13 protein-coding genes and 1 pseudogene are annotated in these 16,153 nt (G+C 62.7%); 6 read left to right on the top strand and 8 right to left on the bottom strand.

Translation table 11 applies throughout. The features are described from left to right. The first annotated feature begins 83 nt into the window (after positions 1 to 83). From BGP85_RS18395 to BGP85_RS18385, 3 genes are all read left to right on the top strand, one after another. Positions 84 to 1,340: an OprD family porin gene (locus BGP85_RS18395; RefSeq protein ID WP_103449319.1), complete on the top strand. Its 1,257-nt coding sequence runs from the start codon at positions 84 to 86 to the stop codon at positions 1,338 to 1,340. 211 nt (positions 1,341 to 1,551) lie between these two features. Next, positions 1,552 to 2,475 carry a LysR family transcriptional regulator gene (locus BGP85_RS18390; protein WP_103449318.1) on the top strand — a complete coding sequence of 308 codons (924 nt, stop codon included), beginning with the start codon at positions 1,552 to 1,554 and terminating at the stop codon, positions 2,473 to 2,475. 71 nt (positions 2,476 to 2,546) lie between these two features. Beyond that, complete coding sequence (locus BGP85_RS18385; RefSeq protein ID WP_103449317.1) at positions 2,547 to 3,059, top strand: Mpo1 family 2-hydroxy fatty acid dioxygenase; 513 nt, start codon at positions 2,547 to 2,549, stop codon at positions 3,057 to 3,059. On the opposite strand, the gene pcaC is transcribed toward BGP85_RS18385, so the two are convergent. From pcaC to pcaR, 7 genes are all read right to left on the bottom strand, one after another. Then, the gene (gene pcaC, locus BGP85_RS18380; RefSeq protein ID WP_028635111.1) at positions 3,056 to 3,448 is read right to left on the bottom strand and encodes a 4-carboxymuconolactone decarboxylase; all 393 of its coding nucleotides are present in this window, start codon (positions 3,446 to 3,448) and stop codon (positions 3,056 to 3,058) included. The genes BGP85_RS18385 and pcaC overlap by 4 nt on opposite strands. A gap of 10 nt (positions 3,449 to 3,458) precedes the next feature. Then, positions 3,459 to 4,250 carry a 3-oxoadipate enol-lactonase gene (gene pcaD / locus BGP85_RS18375; RefSeq protein WP_103449316.1) on the bottom strand — a complete coding sequence of 264 codons (792 nt, stop codon included), beginning with the start codon at positions 4,248 to 4,250 and terminating at the stop codon, positions 3,459 to 3,461. An 11-nt stretch (positions 4,251 to 4,261) separates the two neighbouring features. Next, complete coding sequence (locus tag BGP85_RS18370) at positions 4,262 to 5,614, bottom strand: 3-carboxy-cis,cis-muconate cycloisomerase (RefSeq protein WP_103449315.1); 1,353 nt, start codon at positions 5,612 to 5,614, stop codon at positions 4,262 to 4,264. Between the two features lie 9 nt (positions 5,615 to 5,623). Next, a complete protein-coding gene (locus BGP85_RS18365) occupies positions 5,624 to 6,913 on the bottom strand; it encodes an MFS family transporter (RefSeq protein WP_103449314.1) in 1,290 nt (429 codons plus the stop codon). A gap of 188 nt (positions 6,914 to 7,101) precedes the next feature. Then, entirely contained in the window at positions 7,102 to 8,307 is a 1,206-nt protein-coding gene (gene pcaF, locus BGP85_RS18360; protein ID WP_181004564.1) for a 3-oxoadipyl-CoA thiolase, read from the bottom strand. A gap of 152 nt (positions 8,308 to 8,459) precedes the next feature. Beyond that, positions 8,460 to 9,803, bottom strand: a complete 1,344-nt coding sequence (locus BGP85_RS18355) for an MFS transporter (protein WP_103449312.1) — start codon at positions 9,801 to 9,803, stop codon at positions 8,460 to 8,462. 291 nt (positions 9,804 to 10,094) lie between these two features. Continuing rightward, complete coding sequence (pcaR, locus tag BGP85_RS18350) at positions 10,095 to 10,970, bottom strand: pca regulon transcriptional regulator PcaR (RefSeq protein ID WP_181004539.1); 876 nt, start codon at positions 10,968 to 10,970, stop codon at positions 10,095 to 10,097. Positions 10,971 to 11,424: 454 nt separating this feature from the next. Between pcaR and BGP85_RS18345 the strand changes: the two genes are divergently transcribed. Together BGP85_RS18345 and BGP85_RS18340 are read left to right on the top strand one after the other, a co-directional pair. Continuing rightward, positions 11,425 to 11,625: a hypothetical protein gene (locus BGP85_RS18345; RefSeq protein ID WP_103449311.1), complete on the top strand. Its 201-nt coding sequence runs from the start codon at positions 11,425 to 11,427 to the stop codon at positions 11,623 to 11,625. A gap of 315 nt (positions 11,626 to 11,940) precedes the next feature. After that, positions 11,941 to 13,413 (top strand): inorganic phosphate transporter, encoded by a 1,473-nt coding sequence (locus BGP85_RS18340; RefSeq protein ID WP_079226693.1) that lies wholly within the window; start codon positions 11,941 to 11,943, stop codon positions 13,411 to 13,413. 52 nt (positions 13,414 to 13,465) lie between these two features. Here BGP85_RS18340 and BGP85_RS18335 read toward each other — a convergent pair whose 3' ends face one another. Next, on the bottom strand, positions 13,466 to 14,941 hold the full coding sequence (locus BGP85_RS18335; protein ID WP_103449310.1) for a helicase HerA-like domain-containing protein: 1,476 nt from the start codon (positions 14,939 to 14,941) through the stop codon (positions 13,466 to 13,468). Between BGP85_RS18335 and BGP85_RS29635 the strand changes: the two are divergent. Beyond that, positions 14,922 to 16,124 (top strand): annotated as a pseudogene (locus BGP85_RS29635) (HAMP domain-containing protein); the annotation flags it as partial. The gene BGP85_RS18335 and the pseudogene BGP85_RS29635 sit on opposite strands and share 20 nt — an antisense overlap. Positions 16,125 to 16,153: the final 29 nt, after the last annotated feature.

Raw genomic sequence — 16,153 nt, 5'->3', positions numbered from 1 at the left:
TCGCAAGTTCATCAAAAGACCCTCGCCAGCAGGCCGCATCCTGCAGCGCAGGTTCGCCCATAAAAACAAGAGATTTACGACAGATGAGCACTTCGCAACCCGCACGCCAGCTGCTGCCCGGCCTGTTGGCCATTTCCTGCGCCCTGCCTGTATACGCCGCCGACAATGGCGGGTTCATGGAGGACGCCAAGGCCAGCCTCAACCTGCGCAACTTCTACATCAACCGCAACTTCGTCGACCCAGCCTACCCGCAGGGCAAGGGCGAAGAATGGACCCAGAGCTTCATCCTCGATGCCCGCTCCGGCTTCACCCAAGGCACTGTCGGCTTCGGCATCGACGTATTGGGCCTGTATTCGATCAAGCTCGATGGCGGCAAAGGCACCGCCAACACCCAGCTGCTGCCAGTGCATGACGACGGCCGCCCCGCCGACGACTTCGGCCGCCTGGGCGTGGCATTGAAAGCCAAGCTGTCCGAGACCGAGCTTAAAGTCGGTGAGTGGATGCCGGTATTGCCGATTCTGCGCTCGGACGACGGCCGCTCGCTGCCGCAGACCTTCCGTGGCGGCCAGGTCACTTCGAAAGAAATCGAGGGCCTGACCCTGTATGCCGGCCAGTTCCGCGGCAACAGCCCGCGCAACGACGCCAGCATGGAAGACATGTCGCTCAACGGCCGCGCGGCCTTCACATCCGACCGCTTCAACTTCGGCGGCGGTGAATACACCTTCAACGACAAGCGCACCATGATCGGCCTGTGGGACGCCCAGCTCAAAGACATCTACCGCCAGCAGTACCTCAACCTGGTGCACAGCCAGCCGTTGGGCGAATGGACCCTGGGTGCCAACCTGGGCTACTTCTGGGGCAAGGAAGATGGCGCAGAACGCGCCGGCCAGCTGGACAACAAGACCGCCTCGGCGATGTTGTCGGCGCGCTACAAGGGCAACACCTTCTACGTCGGCCTGCAGAAGGTCAGCGGTGACAATGCCTGGCTGCGGGTCAACGGCACCAGTGGCGGCACCCTGGCCAACGACAGCTACAACTCAAGCTTCGACAATGCCAAGGAACGCTCCTGGCAGGTACGCCACGACTTCAACTTCGTCAGCGTCGGCATTCCCGGCCTGACCCTGATGAACCGCTACATCAAGGGCGACAATGTCACCGCCGGTGGCGTGACCGACGGCAAGGAATGGGCGCGGGAAAGCGAGCTGGCCTATGTGATCCAGTCCGGCACCTTCAAGGACCTGTCGCTGAAGTGGCGCAACTCCACCATGCGCCGGGACTTCAGCACCAACTCGTTCGATGAGAACCGGTTGATCGTGAGCTATCCGCTGAACCTGCTTTGATTCAACTGGCCTCTTCGCGGGACAAGCCCGCTCCTACAGGTCCTGCACAGGTTTCGATATCTGTACCTTGCCTGTAGGAGCGGGCTTGCCCCGCGAAGAAGCCGGATGCCTCAATCAATAACCAAAAGAAATATATAGATCGATAAACCTTCTTTGACGACATAAGCAGAAACCGCTTAAATCGAGCCCTGTTCCACCGCAGAGCCTCGACATGGACCTTCGCCAACTGCGCTACTTCATCGCCCTCACCGAATACCGCAGTTTCGTCCGCGCCGCGCAAGCCATGGGTATCACCCAACCCGCCTTCAGCCGAGCCATCCAAGGCCTCGAACACACCTTCGGCTGCCCCCTGGTCGACCGCGCCAGCAAGGCCCTGCCCCCTACCCCCGAGGGCCTGGTGGTGCTGCAGCATGCCCGCCGCCTGGTGCAAGGCGCCAATCAGCTGAGCAACGAAGTGCTGCAAATGACCAAGCTCGACGCTGGCGAGCTGCATTTCGGCAGCGGCCCGGCCCTGGCCGTGCGCCTGGTCCCGCAAGCACTGCAGCATTTCATTGCCAGCTACCCCGGCATCCGCACGGCGCTGGTAGTGGACAATGCCGAGCGCCTGGGCCAGGCACTGCGCCGCGAGCAGATCGAGTTCTTCGTCGATGACATCCGCCCCTTCGAAGCCGACCCCAATTTCCACACCGCACCGCTCACGCCGCGCCCCGGGCTGTTCTTCTGCCGCCCCGGCCACCCGCTGCTGGCCAAGGACAGCCTGTCGACCAACGACCTGTTCGCCTACCCCTTGGCCAGTGCCCTGCTTGCACCCGGCGTGCGCAAGCGCCTGGCCAACCTGAGCGGGCGCAGCGACTTCATCCCGCACTTGCAGACCGAGCATCTGGCGGTATTGCGCAGCGTGGTGCTGGCCAGCGATGCCGTGGGCACCGCCAGCGAAGAAGCCGTGGCCGACGACCTCGCCAGCGGGCGCCTGGTGCGCCTGCACTGGCGCAACCTGCCACCGGCCCTGGAGGTGCTGAGTGTGAGATGTGGGGTGGTCAGCCGCAGCGGCTACCGCTTGTCACCGGCAGCACGGGCAATGATCGAGACCCTGGTGGGGTTGGATGCACCAATGCGCGCTGCTGCCATTCGCTGAACTGATGATGGTGGTGACTGCGGGCTATTCTCAGCTATATCGAGACATCGGCCACCCAGGGAGGAACAACAATGAAAAACCTCGTCGAACACCTGAGCCAATACGCCAACTACCATCGCGACCCACGCAACATCGCCACCCACTTCGTCGGCATTCCGCTGATTGTCGTCGCCGTCACGGTACTGCTGTCGCGCCCCGGCTGGGACCTGGCCGGCATCTGGCTATCCCCTGCCCTGCTCGCCGCAGCAGCTGCCGTGCGGTTCTACCTGCGCCTGGACCTGCGTTTCGGCCTGGTCATGGGCCTGCTGCTTGGCCTGTCCCTGTGGATCGGCCAGGCGCTGGCCACGCAATCCACCGGCCTGTGGCTCAGCGCCGGCCTAGGTGCGTTCGTGGTGGGCTGGATCATCCAGTTCGTCGGGCATCATTACGAAGGCCGCAAGCCGGCGTTCGTCGACGATATCAGCGGGCTGATCATCGGCCCGCTGTTCGTGGTGGCTGAAGCGGCATTCATGTTGGGCCTGTGCCCGGCACTGAAACAGGCCGTGGAAGCCAATGCCGGGCCAGTGGCCATACGCGGGGTTTAACCCCGCGACTCTACGCCCAGCTCATCCCACACCGACTCGGCCAGGTGGAAGGTGGCATTGGCTGCCGGGATGCCGCAATAGATCGCGCTCTGCATCAGCACTTCCTTGATCTCGTCACGGGTCACGCCGTTGTTGGCTGCGGCGCGCAGGTGCAGCTTGAGCTCGTCGTTACGGTTCATGCCGATCAACATGGCGATGGTGATCAGGCTGCGGGTGTGACGCGGCAGGCCTGGGCGGGTCCAGATGTCGCCCCAGGCGTGCCGGGTGATCATTTCCTGGAATTCGCCGTTGAAGTCGTTGAGCTTCTCCAGGCTGCGATCCACATGGGCATCACCCAGCACTGCGCGACGAACCTGCATGCCAGCGTCGTAACGTTGTTTCTCGTCCATGGCCAATTCCTCAGCGAGCCAGCAGGAAGTCGAGCACGCGGCGGCTGAATGCCTCACCAATCTCGACGTTGGACAGGTGCGCCGCCGGGAACTCGGCGTAGGTGGCACCGATGATACCGGCCTGCATGAAGCGGCCATGCTCCGGCGTGGTGACCACGTCTTCGGTGCCGGCGACGATCAACGTCGCCACCTGGATGCGGCCCAGTTGCTCACGGAAATCGGCATCACGCACGGCCGCGCAGTTGGCGGCATACCCTTGCGGGCTGGTTTGCGCCAGCATCTGGCAGATACGCTGGGCCTCTTTCGGCTGCTGCTCGGCAAACTTCGGGGTGAACCAGCGGGCGATGGAGGCATCGCGCAGGTCGACCATGGCTTGCTGGCCGCCCTTGAGCACGGTGTCGATACGGGTGTTCCACACCTCGTCGTTGGCGATCTTGGCTGCCGTGTTGCACAGAGTCAGGCTGTGCAGGCGCGCGCCTGCATGAATACCCAACCACTGGCCGATCAGGCCGCCCATGGACAGGCCGACGAAGTGCGCGTGCTGAATGTCCAGCGCGTCGAGCAGCGCCAGTACATCCTGGCCCAGCTGCTCGATGCTGTAGGGGCCATCAGTGACCAGTGAAGCGCCATGGCCACGGGTGTCGTAGCGCAACACGCGCAAGTGTTCGCTCCACAGCGGGATCTGGCTGTCCCACATGCCAAGGTCGGTACCCAGCGAGTTGGACAGGACCAGCACCGGAGCGTCGGCCGGGCCGTCGAGTTGGTAGTTCAGTACGCCATCGGCCAGTTGCAAGTGCGCCACAGCGGTCTCCTTCAGGCAGTCAAACGTTGATGTTCAGCCACGGCGCGCGCCACCCAGACGCGGGCCTGGCCAAGGTAATGAGCAGGGTCGAGCAGGCGGTCGAGTTCTTCCGCGCTCAGCTCGGCATTGACCTGCGGCTCGTCACCCAGCACGGCGCGCAAATGGCGCTGTTCGGCCACGGCCCGCTGGCAGCATTGCTCCAGCAAGTGGTGGGCACGGTCACGGCCCAGGCGCTGGGCGAGCACGATGCTGACCGCCTCGGCCAGCACCAGGCCTTGTGTCAGGTCGAGGTTGCGGCGCATGCGTTCGGCATCCACTTCCATGCCCTCGGCGATCACCTGGGCCTGGCGCAGGGCGCCGGAGACCAGGCAGCAGATGTCCGGCAAGGTTTCCCATTCGGCATGCCACAGGCCAAGGCTGCGCTCGTGCTCCTGGGGCATGGCGGCGAACAGCGTCGAAAGCAGGCCCGGCACGCGGGTCGCAGCGCCGATCAGCACCGCAGCACCGACCGGATTGCGCTTGTGCGGCATGGTCGAGGAACCGCCCTTACCCGGCGCGGAAGGCTCGAACACCTCACCGGCCTCGGTCTGCATCAGCAGGCTGACATCACGGCCGAACTTGCCCAGGCTGCCGGCAACCAGGCCCAACACCGACGCGAATTCCACCAGGCGATCACGCTGGGTGTGCCAAGGCTGCTCGGGCAAGGTCAGCTTGAGTTGTTCGGCCAGCGCTTCCGCCACCGGCATGGCTTTGCTGCCCAGGGCCGCCAGGCTCCCGGAAGCACCACCGAACTGCAGCACCAGCAGTCGCGGGCGCAGTTCCTGCAGGCGCTGACGATGGCGGGTCAAGGCACCAAGCACACCTGCCAGCTTCATGCCCAAGGTCACTGGCGTGGCATGTTGCAGCCAGGTGCGGCCAACCAGTGGCGTGTCGGCATGTTGCAAGGCCTGGCGCGCCAAGGTCTCGGCCAGCTTGCCGAGGTCCGCTTCGATCAGCGCCAGTGCGTCGCGCAACTGCAACACCAGCCCGGTATCCATCGCATCCTGGCTGGTGGCGCCCAGGTGCACGTAACGCTCGGCTTCGGGCACACCACTGGCGATCACCTTGCCCAGCGCCTTGACCAGCGGGATCGCCGAGTTGCCGGCGGTGGCGATGGCATCGGCCAGCGCCCGCACGTCATAGCGCTCGGCCTGGCAGGCCGCCTCGATGGCCGCCACGGCACTGTGCGGCACCAGGCCGGCAGCGGCCTCGGCACGGGCCAGTGCGGCCTCGAAGTCGAGCATGCCCTGCAGGCGGCCACGGTCGGAGAACACGTCGCGCATGGCCGGCGCGGTGAAGTAGGCGTCGAACAGTTGGTTGCTCATGCAACGTCCTTAATCATCGTGGTGCAGGTATTGCGCCTGCTTCGGCAGGCGCAGGCTGAACAGGAAGGCAATCGCCATCATGGCCGTCACGTACCAGTAGAAGGTGTTCTCCATGCCCATGGTCTTCAGCCCCAGGGCCACATACTCAGCCGAACCACCAAACGCTGCGTTGGCCACTGCGTAAGCCAGGCCCACGCCCAGCGCACGGACCTGCGGCGGGAACATCTCGGCTTTCACCAGGCCACTGATCGAGGTGTAGAAACTGACGATGCACAGGGCCAGGGTGATCAGTACGAAAGCCATGAACGGGCTGCTCACGGTCTTCAGCGCCATCAGCAGCGGTACGGTAAAGATCGTGCCCAACGCACCAAACAGCAGCATCGAGTTACGCCGGCCGATGCGGTCGGAGAGCATGCCGAAGAACGGCTGCATCACCATGTACAGGAACAGCGCGCCGGTCATCACGAAACTGGCGGTCTTCGCAGGCATGCCTGCCGTGTTGACCAGGTACTTCTGCATGTAGGTGGTGAAGGTGTAGAAGATCAGCGAGCCACCGGCGGTGTAGCCCAGCACGGTAATGAACGCTGCGGTGTGGTTGCGGAACAGCCCCTTGATGGTGCCGGCTTCCTTGTCCTTGCGGGTTTCGGCGCTGCTGGTTTCGTGCAGCGAGCGGCGCAGCATCAGCGAGATCAGCGCGGCAATGGCACCGACCACGAACGGAATTCGCCAGCCCCAGGCACGCAGCTCTTCCTCGGTCAGCAGTTGTTGCATGATCACCACCACTAGCACCGCCAGCAACTGGCCGCCGATCAGGGTCACGTACTGGAACGACGCGAAGAAACCGCGCTGACCGCGCAGGGCCACTTCACTCATGTAGGTCGCGGTGGTGCCATACTCGCCCCCCACCGACAGGCCCTGGATCAGCCGCGCGAGCAGCAGCAACGCCGGTGCCCAGGCACCGATGCTCGAATAGGTCGGCAGGCAGGCGATCATCAGCGAGCCGAAGCACATCATCAGCACCGAGATCATCAGGGAATTCTTGCGGCCATGGCGGTCGGCCAGGCGACCGAAGATCCAGCCACCGATCGGGCGCATCAGGAAGCCCGCAGCAAATACGCCGGCTGTGTTGAGCAGCTGCACGGTTGGGTCGTCGGAGGGGAAGAAGGACGCGGCGAAGTAGATCGCGCTGAAGGCATAGACGTAGAAGTCGAACCATTCCACCAGGTTGCCCGAAGAGGCACCGACGATAGCGAAGATGCGTTTGCTGCGCTCTTCACCGGTGTAATAGGTTGAGGTCATGGCGTGTTCACTCCTGGAGGGTCACAGGTAAGTCTAGACATACCTAGTAACACACTCGTTCCGCTTGCGGGCTGGCAATTGGCCTTGTGCCGTAGGTGCCGGCCTCTTCGCGGGACAAGCCCGCTCCTACAGGGGCAGCGTGGTTCCCTTGTAGGAGCGGGCTTGTCCCGCGAAGAGGCCGGTACAGGTCAAACCCGCTCGATAGCCAAAGCCAGGCCTTGGCCGACGCCCACACACATGGTCGCCAAGCCCTTGCGCCCACCGCTCTTCTCCAGCTGGTGAAGCGCAGTCAGCACCAGGCGCGCGCCGCTCATGCCCAGCGGGTGGCCCAGGGCAATCGCGCCGCCGTTGGGGTTCACCTGCGGCGCATCGTCGGCCACACCCAACTCACGCAGCACCGCCAGGCCTTGGCTGGCAAAGGCTTCGTTGAGCTCGATCACATCGAAATCGGTTACTGCCACACCCAGACGCTCGGTCAACTTGCGCACCGCTGGCACCGGGCCGATGCCCATGACACGCGGGGCAACACCGGCGCTGGCCATGCCCAGTACGCGGGCACGTGGGGTCAGGCCGTGTTTCTTCACTGCCTCGGCCGAGGCCAGGATCAGTGCCGCAGCGCCATCGTTGACGCCCGAGGCGTTGCCCGCGGTGACGGTCTTGTCCGGGCCGTTGACCGGCTTGAGCTTGGTCAGCGCTTCGAGAGTGGTCTCAGGACGCAGGTGTTCGTCACGCTCAACGATGGTTTCGCCTTTCTTGTGAGCGATACGCACGGGCACGATCTCTTCAGCGAAGAAACCGGCAGCCTGGGCCGCAGCAGCCTTCTGCTGGCTGCGCAGGGCAAAGACGTCCTGGTCAGCGCGGGACACCTGGTAGTCGTCAGCCACGTTGTCGGCGGTTTCCGGCATGGCGTCGACACCGTACTGGCTCTTCATCAACGGGTTGATGAAACGCCAGCCGATGGTGGTGTCTTCCAGCTTCATGTTGCGCGAGTAACCGCTTTCGGCCTTGCCCATGACGAACGGCGCACGCGACATCGACTCGACGCCGCCGGCAATCACAAACTCCATTTCACCGCTGGCAATGGCGCGGAAAGCAGTACCGATGGCATCCATGCCCGAAGCGCACAGGCGGTTCAGGGTCACGCCCGGGACGCTCTCTGGCAGGCCAGCCAGCAGCAGAGCCATGCGCGCGACGTTGCGGTTGTCTTCACCGGCCTGGTTGGCGCAGCCGAAGAACACTTCGTCGAGCTGGTCCCACTGTACCGACGGGTTGCGTTCGATCAGCGCCTTAAGTGGAACGGCTGCCAGGTCGTCGGCACGCACGCCGGCCAAGGCGCCGCCGAAGCGGCCGATCGGGGTGCGGATGGCGTCACAGATAAATACTTCACGCATCAGGCTTCTCCTGCCAGGGGTGCTACGTTGAGCCCAGATTAAGGAGACTGAGGGGTCGCTTACAATTCGATAATCGACTAAACGTGCGGTTATCGAACAAAATGTTACCCTGCTATCCATCTCCGATGACGGGGCCGCCGTGCGGCCCCGCCTGATCAGGTCGCGTCGGCGTGGCTCACCAGCCCCTTGACGACCACGCCCACCGTCGCCAGCGCCGCCGGCACCAGCAAGGCGGTCAGAACCTGCTCGAAGTTCCAGCCCAGGCCCAGCAGCGTGGCTCCGCTCCAGGCCCCGAGGATTGCGCCGAAGCGGCCGATGCCCAGCATCCACGATACGCCTGTGGCGCGACCTTGGGTCGGGTAGAAGCGTGCAGCCAGCGATGGCATGGCCGACTGCGCACCGTTGACACACATGCCGGCCACCAGCACCAGGGTGGCGAGCACGGTGATGTTGCCCAGGCTCTGGCCCACGGCGTAGGCAAACACCCCGGCCAGCAGGTAGAAGATGCCAATGACCTTGTGCGGGTTGAAACGGTCCATGGCCCAGCCTACCCCCACGGCGCTGAGCACACCGCCGAACTGGAACAGCGCACCGATGAACGCGGCCTGTTCCATGCTGGCGCCGCTGTCGCGCATCAATGTCGGCAGCCAGCTGGTCAGCAGGTAGACGATCACCAGGCCCATGAAGTAGGTCAGCCACAGCAGCACCGTGCCCAGGCCGTAGGTACCCGAGAAGATCACCGCAAACACATTGCGCGCAGCCACGGCCTTCTGCTCCGGTACGCTGAAGCTGGCCGCCTGTGCCACCACCGCCGGCGCGATCGGTGACAAGGTCTTGCGCACCTTGTCGTTACCGCGGTTGCGCACCACCAGGAAGCGCGCTGATTCCGGCAACCAGATCATCAGCACTACGGCCAGCAGCAACGGCAGCACGCCACCGATCACCAGCAGGCTGTGCCAGCCATAGGCCGGGATCATCTTCGCGGAGATGAATCCACCACCGGCCATGCCCAGGTTGAAGCCGCAGAACATACTGGTCACCAGCAGCGACTTGAGGCGTTCCGGGGTATATTCGGACAGCAGCGTGGTGGCATTGGGCATCCCCGCCCCCAGCCCCAGGCCCGTCAGGAAGCGCAGCACCAGCAGTTGGTCAACGTTGCCGGCATAGGCCGAGGCCAGGCTGAAACCACCGAACACCAGCACCGCACCGACCAGCACGCCCTTGCGCCCGAAACGATCGGCCAGCGGCCCGGAGCCCAGGGCACCGAACACCATGCCGATCAACGCGGCACTCATCACCGGACCGAGGCTGGCACGGTCGATGCCCCACTCCTGCGACAAGGCAGGCGCGATAAAGCCCATGGCCGCAGTATCGAGGCCATCGAGGAAAACGATCAGGAAGCAGAGGATCACCACGCGCCACTGATAGCGCGACAGCGGTTGTTCATTGATGAACGACTGGACGTCGAGATTATTCCCGACAGAGTGAGGTTGGTTCATTGTTGTTATCCAGAAAGGGGGCACGGTCGGCCACTGCACTTGGGTCAAGAGCACAGGGCTTGAATATCGAATAAGTGCGGCCTGAATCAGCCTGGATACAACGGTACTGCGAACGGGTGCGGCCGCGGCAGTCGAGTGACAGTGGTCATGGGATGCGCCTCTTGTGTTTTTCTTGTATCGGTCGGCATAGCCGACCGTTGCGAGAGACATTAATCAGCGATGGCGGGTGGCGCAATTCACCCGGAGCGACACTGTGCGTTTATCGAACAGGAAACAGTGTCGCCAACACCGTCAACCGAACAACTGGTGACAAAGGTCGCGGCTGGCCGCCAGCAGAATCGGCAGAAAGCGCTGCTCAAGCTCGCTGCGCGTCACCCGCCCGACATGGGTGCTCACGTTCAGCGCCGCCAGCACCTGCCCGGACGCATCATAGATAGGCACGGCGATCGAGCGCAGTCCCTGTTCCAGTTCCTGATCGACCACGCACCAGCCCTGCTCCCGCACCTGCTGGATGCAGGCGAACAACGACTCGGGGTCGTTCAGGGTTCGGCTGGTGCGCGCCTTGAGGTCGGCGCGGTCGAGATATTCGCGCAGGCTGGTGTCGTCCATCGCCGCCAGCAGGATGCGGCCCATGGACGTGCAATAGGCCGGCAACCGCCCACCAACCGAAAGGTCGACCGAAATCAGCCGCTCCACCGTGGCCGAACGGGCTATATAAAGGATGTCGTCGCCTTCGAGGGTGGCCATGTTGGCAGCCTCGTGCAACTGGTCGCTGATGCGGTCCAGATAGGGCTGGGCCGACACCGCCAGCGGCGTCGACGACAGGTAGGCATGGCCCAGGGTCAGCACCTTCGGCAACAGCGAATAGGTGCGCCCGTCAGTGGTGGCGTAACCGAGCTTGATCAGCGTGTGCAGGCAACGGCGCACGGCAGCCCTGGGGATTTCGGTGCGATGGCTGATCTGAGCGATGGTCAGGTGGCGCTTGCGCTCCTGGAAGGCCTGGATCACCGCCAGGCCACGCGCCAGGGAGGTCATGAAGTCAGGGTCACCGGTAAATGCCTGAATACGCTTGGCCGGCGAGGCCACGATCGGCGGTGCCAGTGCGGGTGCGCTCGGGCGTATCGCCTCCGGGTTGGCAGATTCGTTGGCCGTGGTTTCGTCGTTCATCGCTCACCTCAAAAAATCGCTGGCTCGTGCGATTATCGAACGAACGGCCGATAATCGCAATTGACCGCCGACAAATTTACTTATACCTTTCTCCTGCCACATGTGGCTTCTTTGGAGAGACTGGTCAGGTACCCACCGTAGAAGTCCCCAGGCAACGGCCTCGCCTCGTGCGGGGCCGTTTTATTTCCGCCTTGGGGTAAAAAGGCAGTGAACTCTTCCCGGAGCTGTTTGCTCAAAGTTTGTACAGGCCGCTGTGGCCTTGAAACTTTGCACGCTATTACATAAATATCCCTGTTTGACGATTTACCGATTGCTATAATCGATTCCGCTGGCCCGGATCGACACTCCGGCAATGGAATACTGGCCCGGCTTTCATCCGCCAACCAGCACGTCGTGCATGGGCAACTTGCACCTGCACGCAACATCAGCCACTTCTACTCATTCAGGTATTACTGTGACGAAAGATGAACTGCGCGCGGAACTCGAGCGCCAGGCAGAACGTTACAAGGAAGTTTACGGTGGTGAAGTCACTACCTATGCGGCGCAACCGGAACCGGAACGCAAGCCTTGGCGCAAACGCGCCACCGTTCAGGACCAGGCCTTCAGCCAGGAACTGGAAAAAATGGAAAAGGAACTGCGCAACGAGCAGCCCTGAGCTGCCTGTTGCACTGTCATCACGTCGCGGGCCAGGCGCCCTCGATGCGGCCGATCTTTACCGAATGGCCGAGGATGAAATGGAATTACACAAATTTCATACAACCGTTTGAAGTGTCACCGCACCAAGATTTTTCCGGAAATTTAACGAATTTTTCGCGATTTCTTGATTATTAACGGAACTTTTTCCGCCAGATCACGTAACCTGCCGGGCTAAGAGGGTGCTCACATAGCTGCCATCGGTCAGCTGTGGGTGCATCGATTGCCAAGGTTTTCTGGCATAATCCCGCCCCCCTATGACCGCCAGACAACCTTCATGATCGATTTATTCAGCGGACTGGATGCCTGGGTATTGGTGAGCCTGCTGCTCGCCCTGACCTTCGTGCTCGCATTCGAGTTCATCAATGGCTTTCATGACACCGCAAACGCGGTAGCCACCGTCATCTATACCAAAGCCATGCCACCACACCTGGCCGTGTTCTTCTCCGGGGTGTTCAACTTCCTCGGCGTTCTGCTCGGTGGTGTCGGGGTGGCCTACGCCATCGTGCACCTGCTGCCGGTCGAACTGCTGATCAATGTGAATACCGGGCATGGCCTGGCCATGGTCTTCTCGTTGCTGGCCGCGGCCATCACCTGGAACCTCGGCACCTGGTACTTCGGCATTCCCGCTTCCAGCTCGCACACCCTGATCGGCTCGATCCTCGGCGTGGGCCTGGCCAACGCTTTGATCAACGACATCCCGCTGGGCGATGGCGTCAACTGGCAGAAGGCGATCGACATCGCCATGTCGCTGGTGGTCTCGCCAATTGCCGGCTTCGCTGTCGCCGCACTGGTGCTGGTCGGCCTGAAATGGTGGCGCCCGCTGTCGAAGATGCACAAGACCCCGGACCAGCGCCGCAAGCTCGACGACAAAAAGCACCCACCGTTCTGGAACCGTCTGGTCCTGGTGATCTCGGCCATGGGCGTGAGCTTCGTACACGGCTCCAACGATGGCCAGAAAGGTATCGGCCTGATCATGCTGGTGCTGATCGGTATCGTCCCGGCCAAGTTTGTCCTCGACCTGAACAGCACCACCTACCAGATCGAGCGCACCCGCGACGCCACCCTGCACATGAGCCAGTTCTACCAGCGCAACGCCGCCACCCTGGGCGAGTTCCTGGCACTGGGCAAGGCCAAGTCGACCGACCTGCCGGAGCAGTTCAGCTGCAACCCGCAGCAGACCGAACCGACCATCGCCGCCCTGCAATCCTCGCTGCAAGGCGTGACCGATTACCACGCGCTGGATGCCGAGAAGCGTGTCGAAGTGCGCCGCTACCTGCTGTGCCTGGACGACACCGCGAAGAAGGTCGGCAAGCTGCCTGGCCTGGACGCCCGTGAAAAGGCCGACCTCGAGAAGCTGCGCAAGGACCTGACCGCTACCACCGAATACGCCCCGTTCTGGGTGATCGTGGCCGTCGCCCTGGCCCTGGGCCTGGGCACCATGGTTGGCTGGAAGCGTGTGGTACTGACCGTCGGCGAGAAGATCGGCAAGCAGGGCATGACCTATGCCCAAGGCATGTCGGCACAGATCACCGCGGCCTGCGCCATCGGCATGGCCAACGTGTTCGCCCTGCCGGTATCGACCACCCACGTGCTGTCGTCCGGCGTTGCCGGCACCATGGTCGCCAACAAGAGCGGCCTTCAAGGCGGCACCGTGAAGACCATCCTGCTGGCCTGGGTACTGACCCTGCCGGCCTCGATGGGCCTGGCGGCCGGCCTGTTCTGGCTGGCGTCCAAGGCACTGGCCTGAGCGATCCCGCTGCACTGAAAAAGGCGCCCCAGGGCGCCTTTTTCGTGGGTGCTTACCTTTTCTTGCCACCCAGCAACGACCCCATCAACCCACGCACCAGCTGCCGCCCCAACTGATTGGCCGCCTGGCGCACTGCCGACTTGATCGCCTGTCCCGCTGCACTCTGCAGAAACTCGCCTGCCTTGTCGGTGAAACTCTCTTCGTCCGCCTTTGGCACTGGCGTCGGCTCCACTGGCTCTCCTTTGCGCTGGGTCAGCATTTCATACGCCGACTCCCGGTCGATCGCCTTGTCATACCGCCCCAGTAAAGGCGAAGTCGCTATCAACGCACTGCGCTCAGCCGTACTCAGCGGCCCGATCCGCGATTGCGGTGGTGCGATCAGCACCCGCTGGACCATCGCCGGCGTGCCCTTGTCTTCCAGGGTGCCGACCAATGCCTCGCCGATCCCCAGCTCGGTCAGCACCGCCAGGCTGTCAAATGCCGGGTTCGGGCGGAAGCCATCCGCCACGGCCCTGAGCGACTTTTGCTCTTTGGCGGTGAACGCGCGCAGGCCGTGCTGGATACGCAAGCCCAATTGGGCCAATACGCTATCTGGCAGATCGCCCGGCGACTGGGTGACGAAATACACGCCAACCCCCTTGGAACGGATCAGCCGTACCACCTGCTCAAGGCGGTCCTGCAGTGCTTTGGGCGTGCCGTTGAACAACAGATGCGCCTCATCGAAGAACAGCGCCAGTACCGGCTTGTCGGCATCACCGCGCTCCGGCAGCTGCTCGAACAGCTCGGCCAGCAGCCACAGCAGGAATGTTGCGTACACCTTCGGTGCCTCATGCACCAGCCGGCTGGCGTCCAGCAGGTGGATACGCCCACGGCCATCGGCATCTGGCTGCAACAGGTCCTCCAGCTGCAGCGCTGGTTCGCCAAACAACGCCTCGGCGCCCTGCTGCTCCAGGGTTGCCAGCCGGCGCAGCAAGGCCTGGGTCGAGCCAGTGGTCATCAACGCACTGTCTTCACCCAGCAGCTGCGGGTTGTCCTTCAGGTGCGCCAACAAGGCCTTGAGGTCTTTTAGATCAAGCAGCAGCAAGCCTTCTCGATCCGCCACCTTGTACGCCGCATACAGCGCGGCCTGCTGGCTGTCGGTCAACTCCAGCAGGTTGCCGAGCAGCAACGGGCCCATTTCGCTGAGCGTGGTACGCAAAGGGTGGCCGGACTGGCCCGCCACATCCCAGAGCGTTACCGGATAGGCTTTTGGAGTGTGTCCCAGCCAAGGCATGCCAGCGATCCGCTCGGCCACCTTGCCTTGTGGCGCACCTGCCGCACCCAGGCCGCACAGGTCGCCTTTGACATCTGCCGCGAACACCGCCACCCCAGCATCGCTGAACACTTCCGCCAGGTGCTGCAGGGTCACGGTCTTGCCGGTGCCGGTAGCCCCGGCGACCAAGCCGTGGCGATTGGCGAGGCGCATGGCTTGCTGAACGGGTTGCCCACCCGGGTCTGCGCCTACAACTATGGTCGATGTTTCTGACATCTCTTTAATCCCCCGCTCAAGCTTTAGCTTAATTCGGCCGATACCTTTGGGTGATATTCGCCTTAATAGACAGGAGCAACCGAAAAAGGACTTTTCGGGATGTTGCACTGTTTGCAGCGACACCGTGCGAACGCCCGATAAAAACCTTAGCGGAACCGATTACGCCATGAACAAAAACCTGCGTTTCAGCCACAAGATCCTTCTGGCTGCGTCATTGATCGTGATACTCGCCTTCAGCCTGTTCACCCTTTACAACGATTACCTCCAGCGTAATGCGATCCGCGAGAATCTGGACAATTATCTGGCTGAAATGGGCGAATCCACTTCGACCAACATCCGCAACCTGTTCGATGGCCGTATCAAGCTGGTGGAAAACCTGGCGCAGAACATTGCCCAGCAACCGGCCAACGCCGAAACACTGATGGGCCAGAATGCCCTGATCTCGAGTTTCCTCACCGTCTACCTGGGCAAGGTCGATGGTGGTTTCAGCGTGCGTCCGGACTCCAAGATGCCTGATGGCTACGACCCGCGTACCCGCCCCTGGTACAAGGACGGCATGAACGCCCAGGGTGCGATTCTCACCGAGCCCTACATCGACCTGACCACCAACAAAATGGTCATCGGCATCCTCAGCAAGGTTTCCGCCAGTGTTGGCGTGGTCGGTGGCGACCTGGCCCTCGATGGCCTGGTGCAGATCATCAACTCGCTGAACTTTGGCGGCATGGGTTATGCCTTCCTGGTCAACGACCAGGGCAAGATCCTGGTCCACCCGGACAAAGAACTGGTCATGAAGTCGCTGTCGGATCTGTTCCCGCAGCAAACGCCGAAACTGTCCGGCGAACTGACCGAAGTCGACGCCAACGGCCAGGCTCGCCTGCTGACCTTCACCCCGATCAAGGGCCTGCCCTCGGCCAACTGGTACATCGGCCTGTCGGTGGACAAGGACAAGGCCTTTGCCATGCTCAGCACCTTCCGCACCTCGGCGGTGATCGCCACCCTGGTGGCGGTGGTGATCATCATCGGCCTGCTCGGCCTGCTGATCCGCGTGCTGATGCAGCCGCTGCACACCATGACCCGCGCCATGGAAGACATCGCCGAAGGTGAAGGCGACCTGACCAAGCGCCTGAGCATCCACAACCACGACGAGTTCGGCATTCTCGGCAAGGCCTTCAACCGCTTCGTCGAACGTATCCACGGCTCGATCCGCGAAGT

The organism is Pseudomonas putida (assembly GCF_002906855.1).
Lineage (GTDB): Bacteria > Pseudomonadota > Gammaproteobacteria > Pseudomonadales > Pseudomonadaceae > Aquipseudomonas > Aquipseudomonas putida_N.
This window is presented reverse-complemented; position numbering and strand designations above follow the sequence as displayed.

What these genes read in the sequence shown, in the direction of transcription:
- BGP85_RS18395 (WP_103449319.1), top strand. Translation starts at nt 84, where the DNA reads ATGAGCACTTCGCAACCCGCACGCCAGCTGCTGCCCGGCCTGTTGGCC.
- BGP85_RS18390 (WP_103449318.1), top strand. Translation starts at nt 1,552, where the DNA reads ATGGACCTTCGCCAACTGCGCTACTTCATCGCCCTCACCGAATACCGC.
- BGP85_RS18385 (WP_103449317.1), top strand. Translation starts at nt 2,547, where the DNA reads ATGAAAAACCTCGTCGAACACCTGAGCCAATACGCCAACTACCATCGC.
- pcaC (WP_028635111.1), bottom strand. Translation starts at nt 3,448, where the DNA reads ATGGACGAGAAACAACGTTACGACGCTGGCATGCAGGTTCGTCGCGCA.
- BGP85_RS18370 (WP_103449315.1), bottom strand. Translation starts at nt 5,614, where the DNA reads ATGAGCAACCAACTGTTCGACGCCTACTTCACCGCGCCGGCCATGCGC.
- BGP85_RS18365 (WP_103449314.1), bottom strand. Translation starts at nt 6,913, where the DNA reads ATGACCTCAACCTATTACACCGGTGAAGAGCGCAGCAAACGCATCTTC.
- BGP85_RS18355 (WP_103449312.1), bottom strand. Translation starts at nt 9,803, where the DNA reads ATGAACCAACCTCACTCTGTCGGGAATAATCTCGACGTCCAGTCGTTC.
- pcaR (WP_181004539.1), bottom strand. Translation starts at nt 10,970, where the DNA reads ATGAACGACGAAACCACGGCCAACGAATCTGCCAACCCGGAGGCGATA.
- BGP85_RS18340 (WP_079226693.1), top strand. Translation starts at nt 11,941, where the DNA reads ATGATCGATTTATTCAGCGGACTGGATGCCTGGGTATTGGTGAGCCTG.
- BGP85_RS18335 (WP_103449310.1), bottom strand. Translation starts at nt 14,941, where the DNA reads ATGTCAGAAACATCGACCATAGTTGTAGGCGCAGACCCGGGTGGGCAA.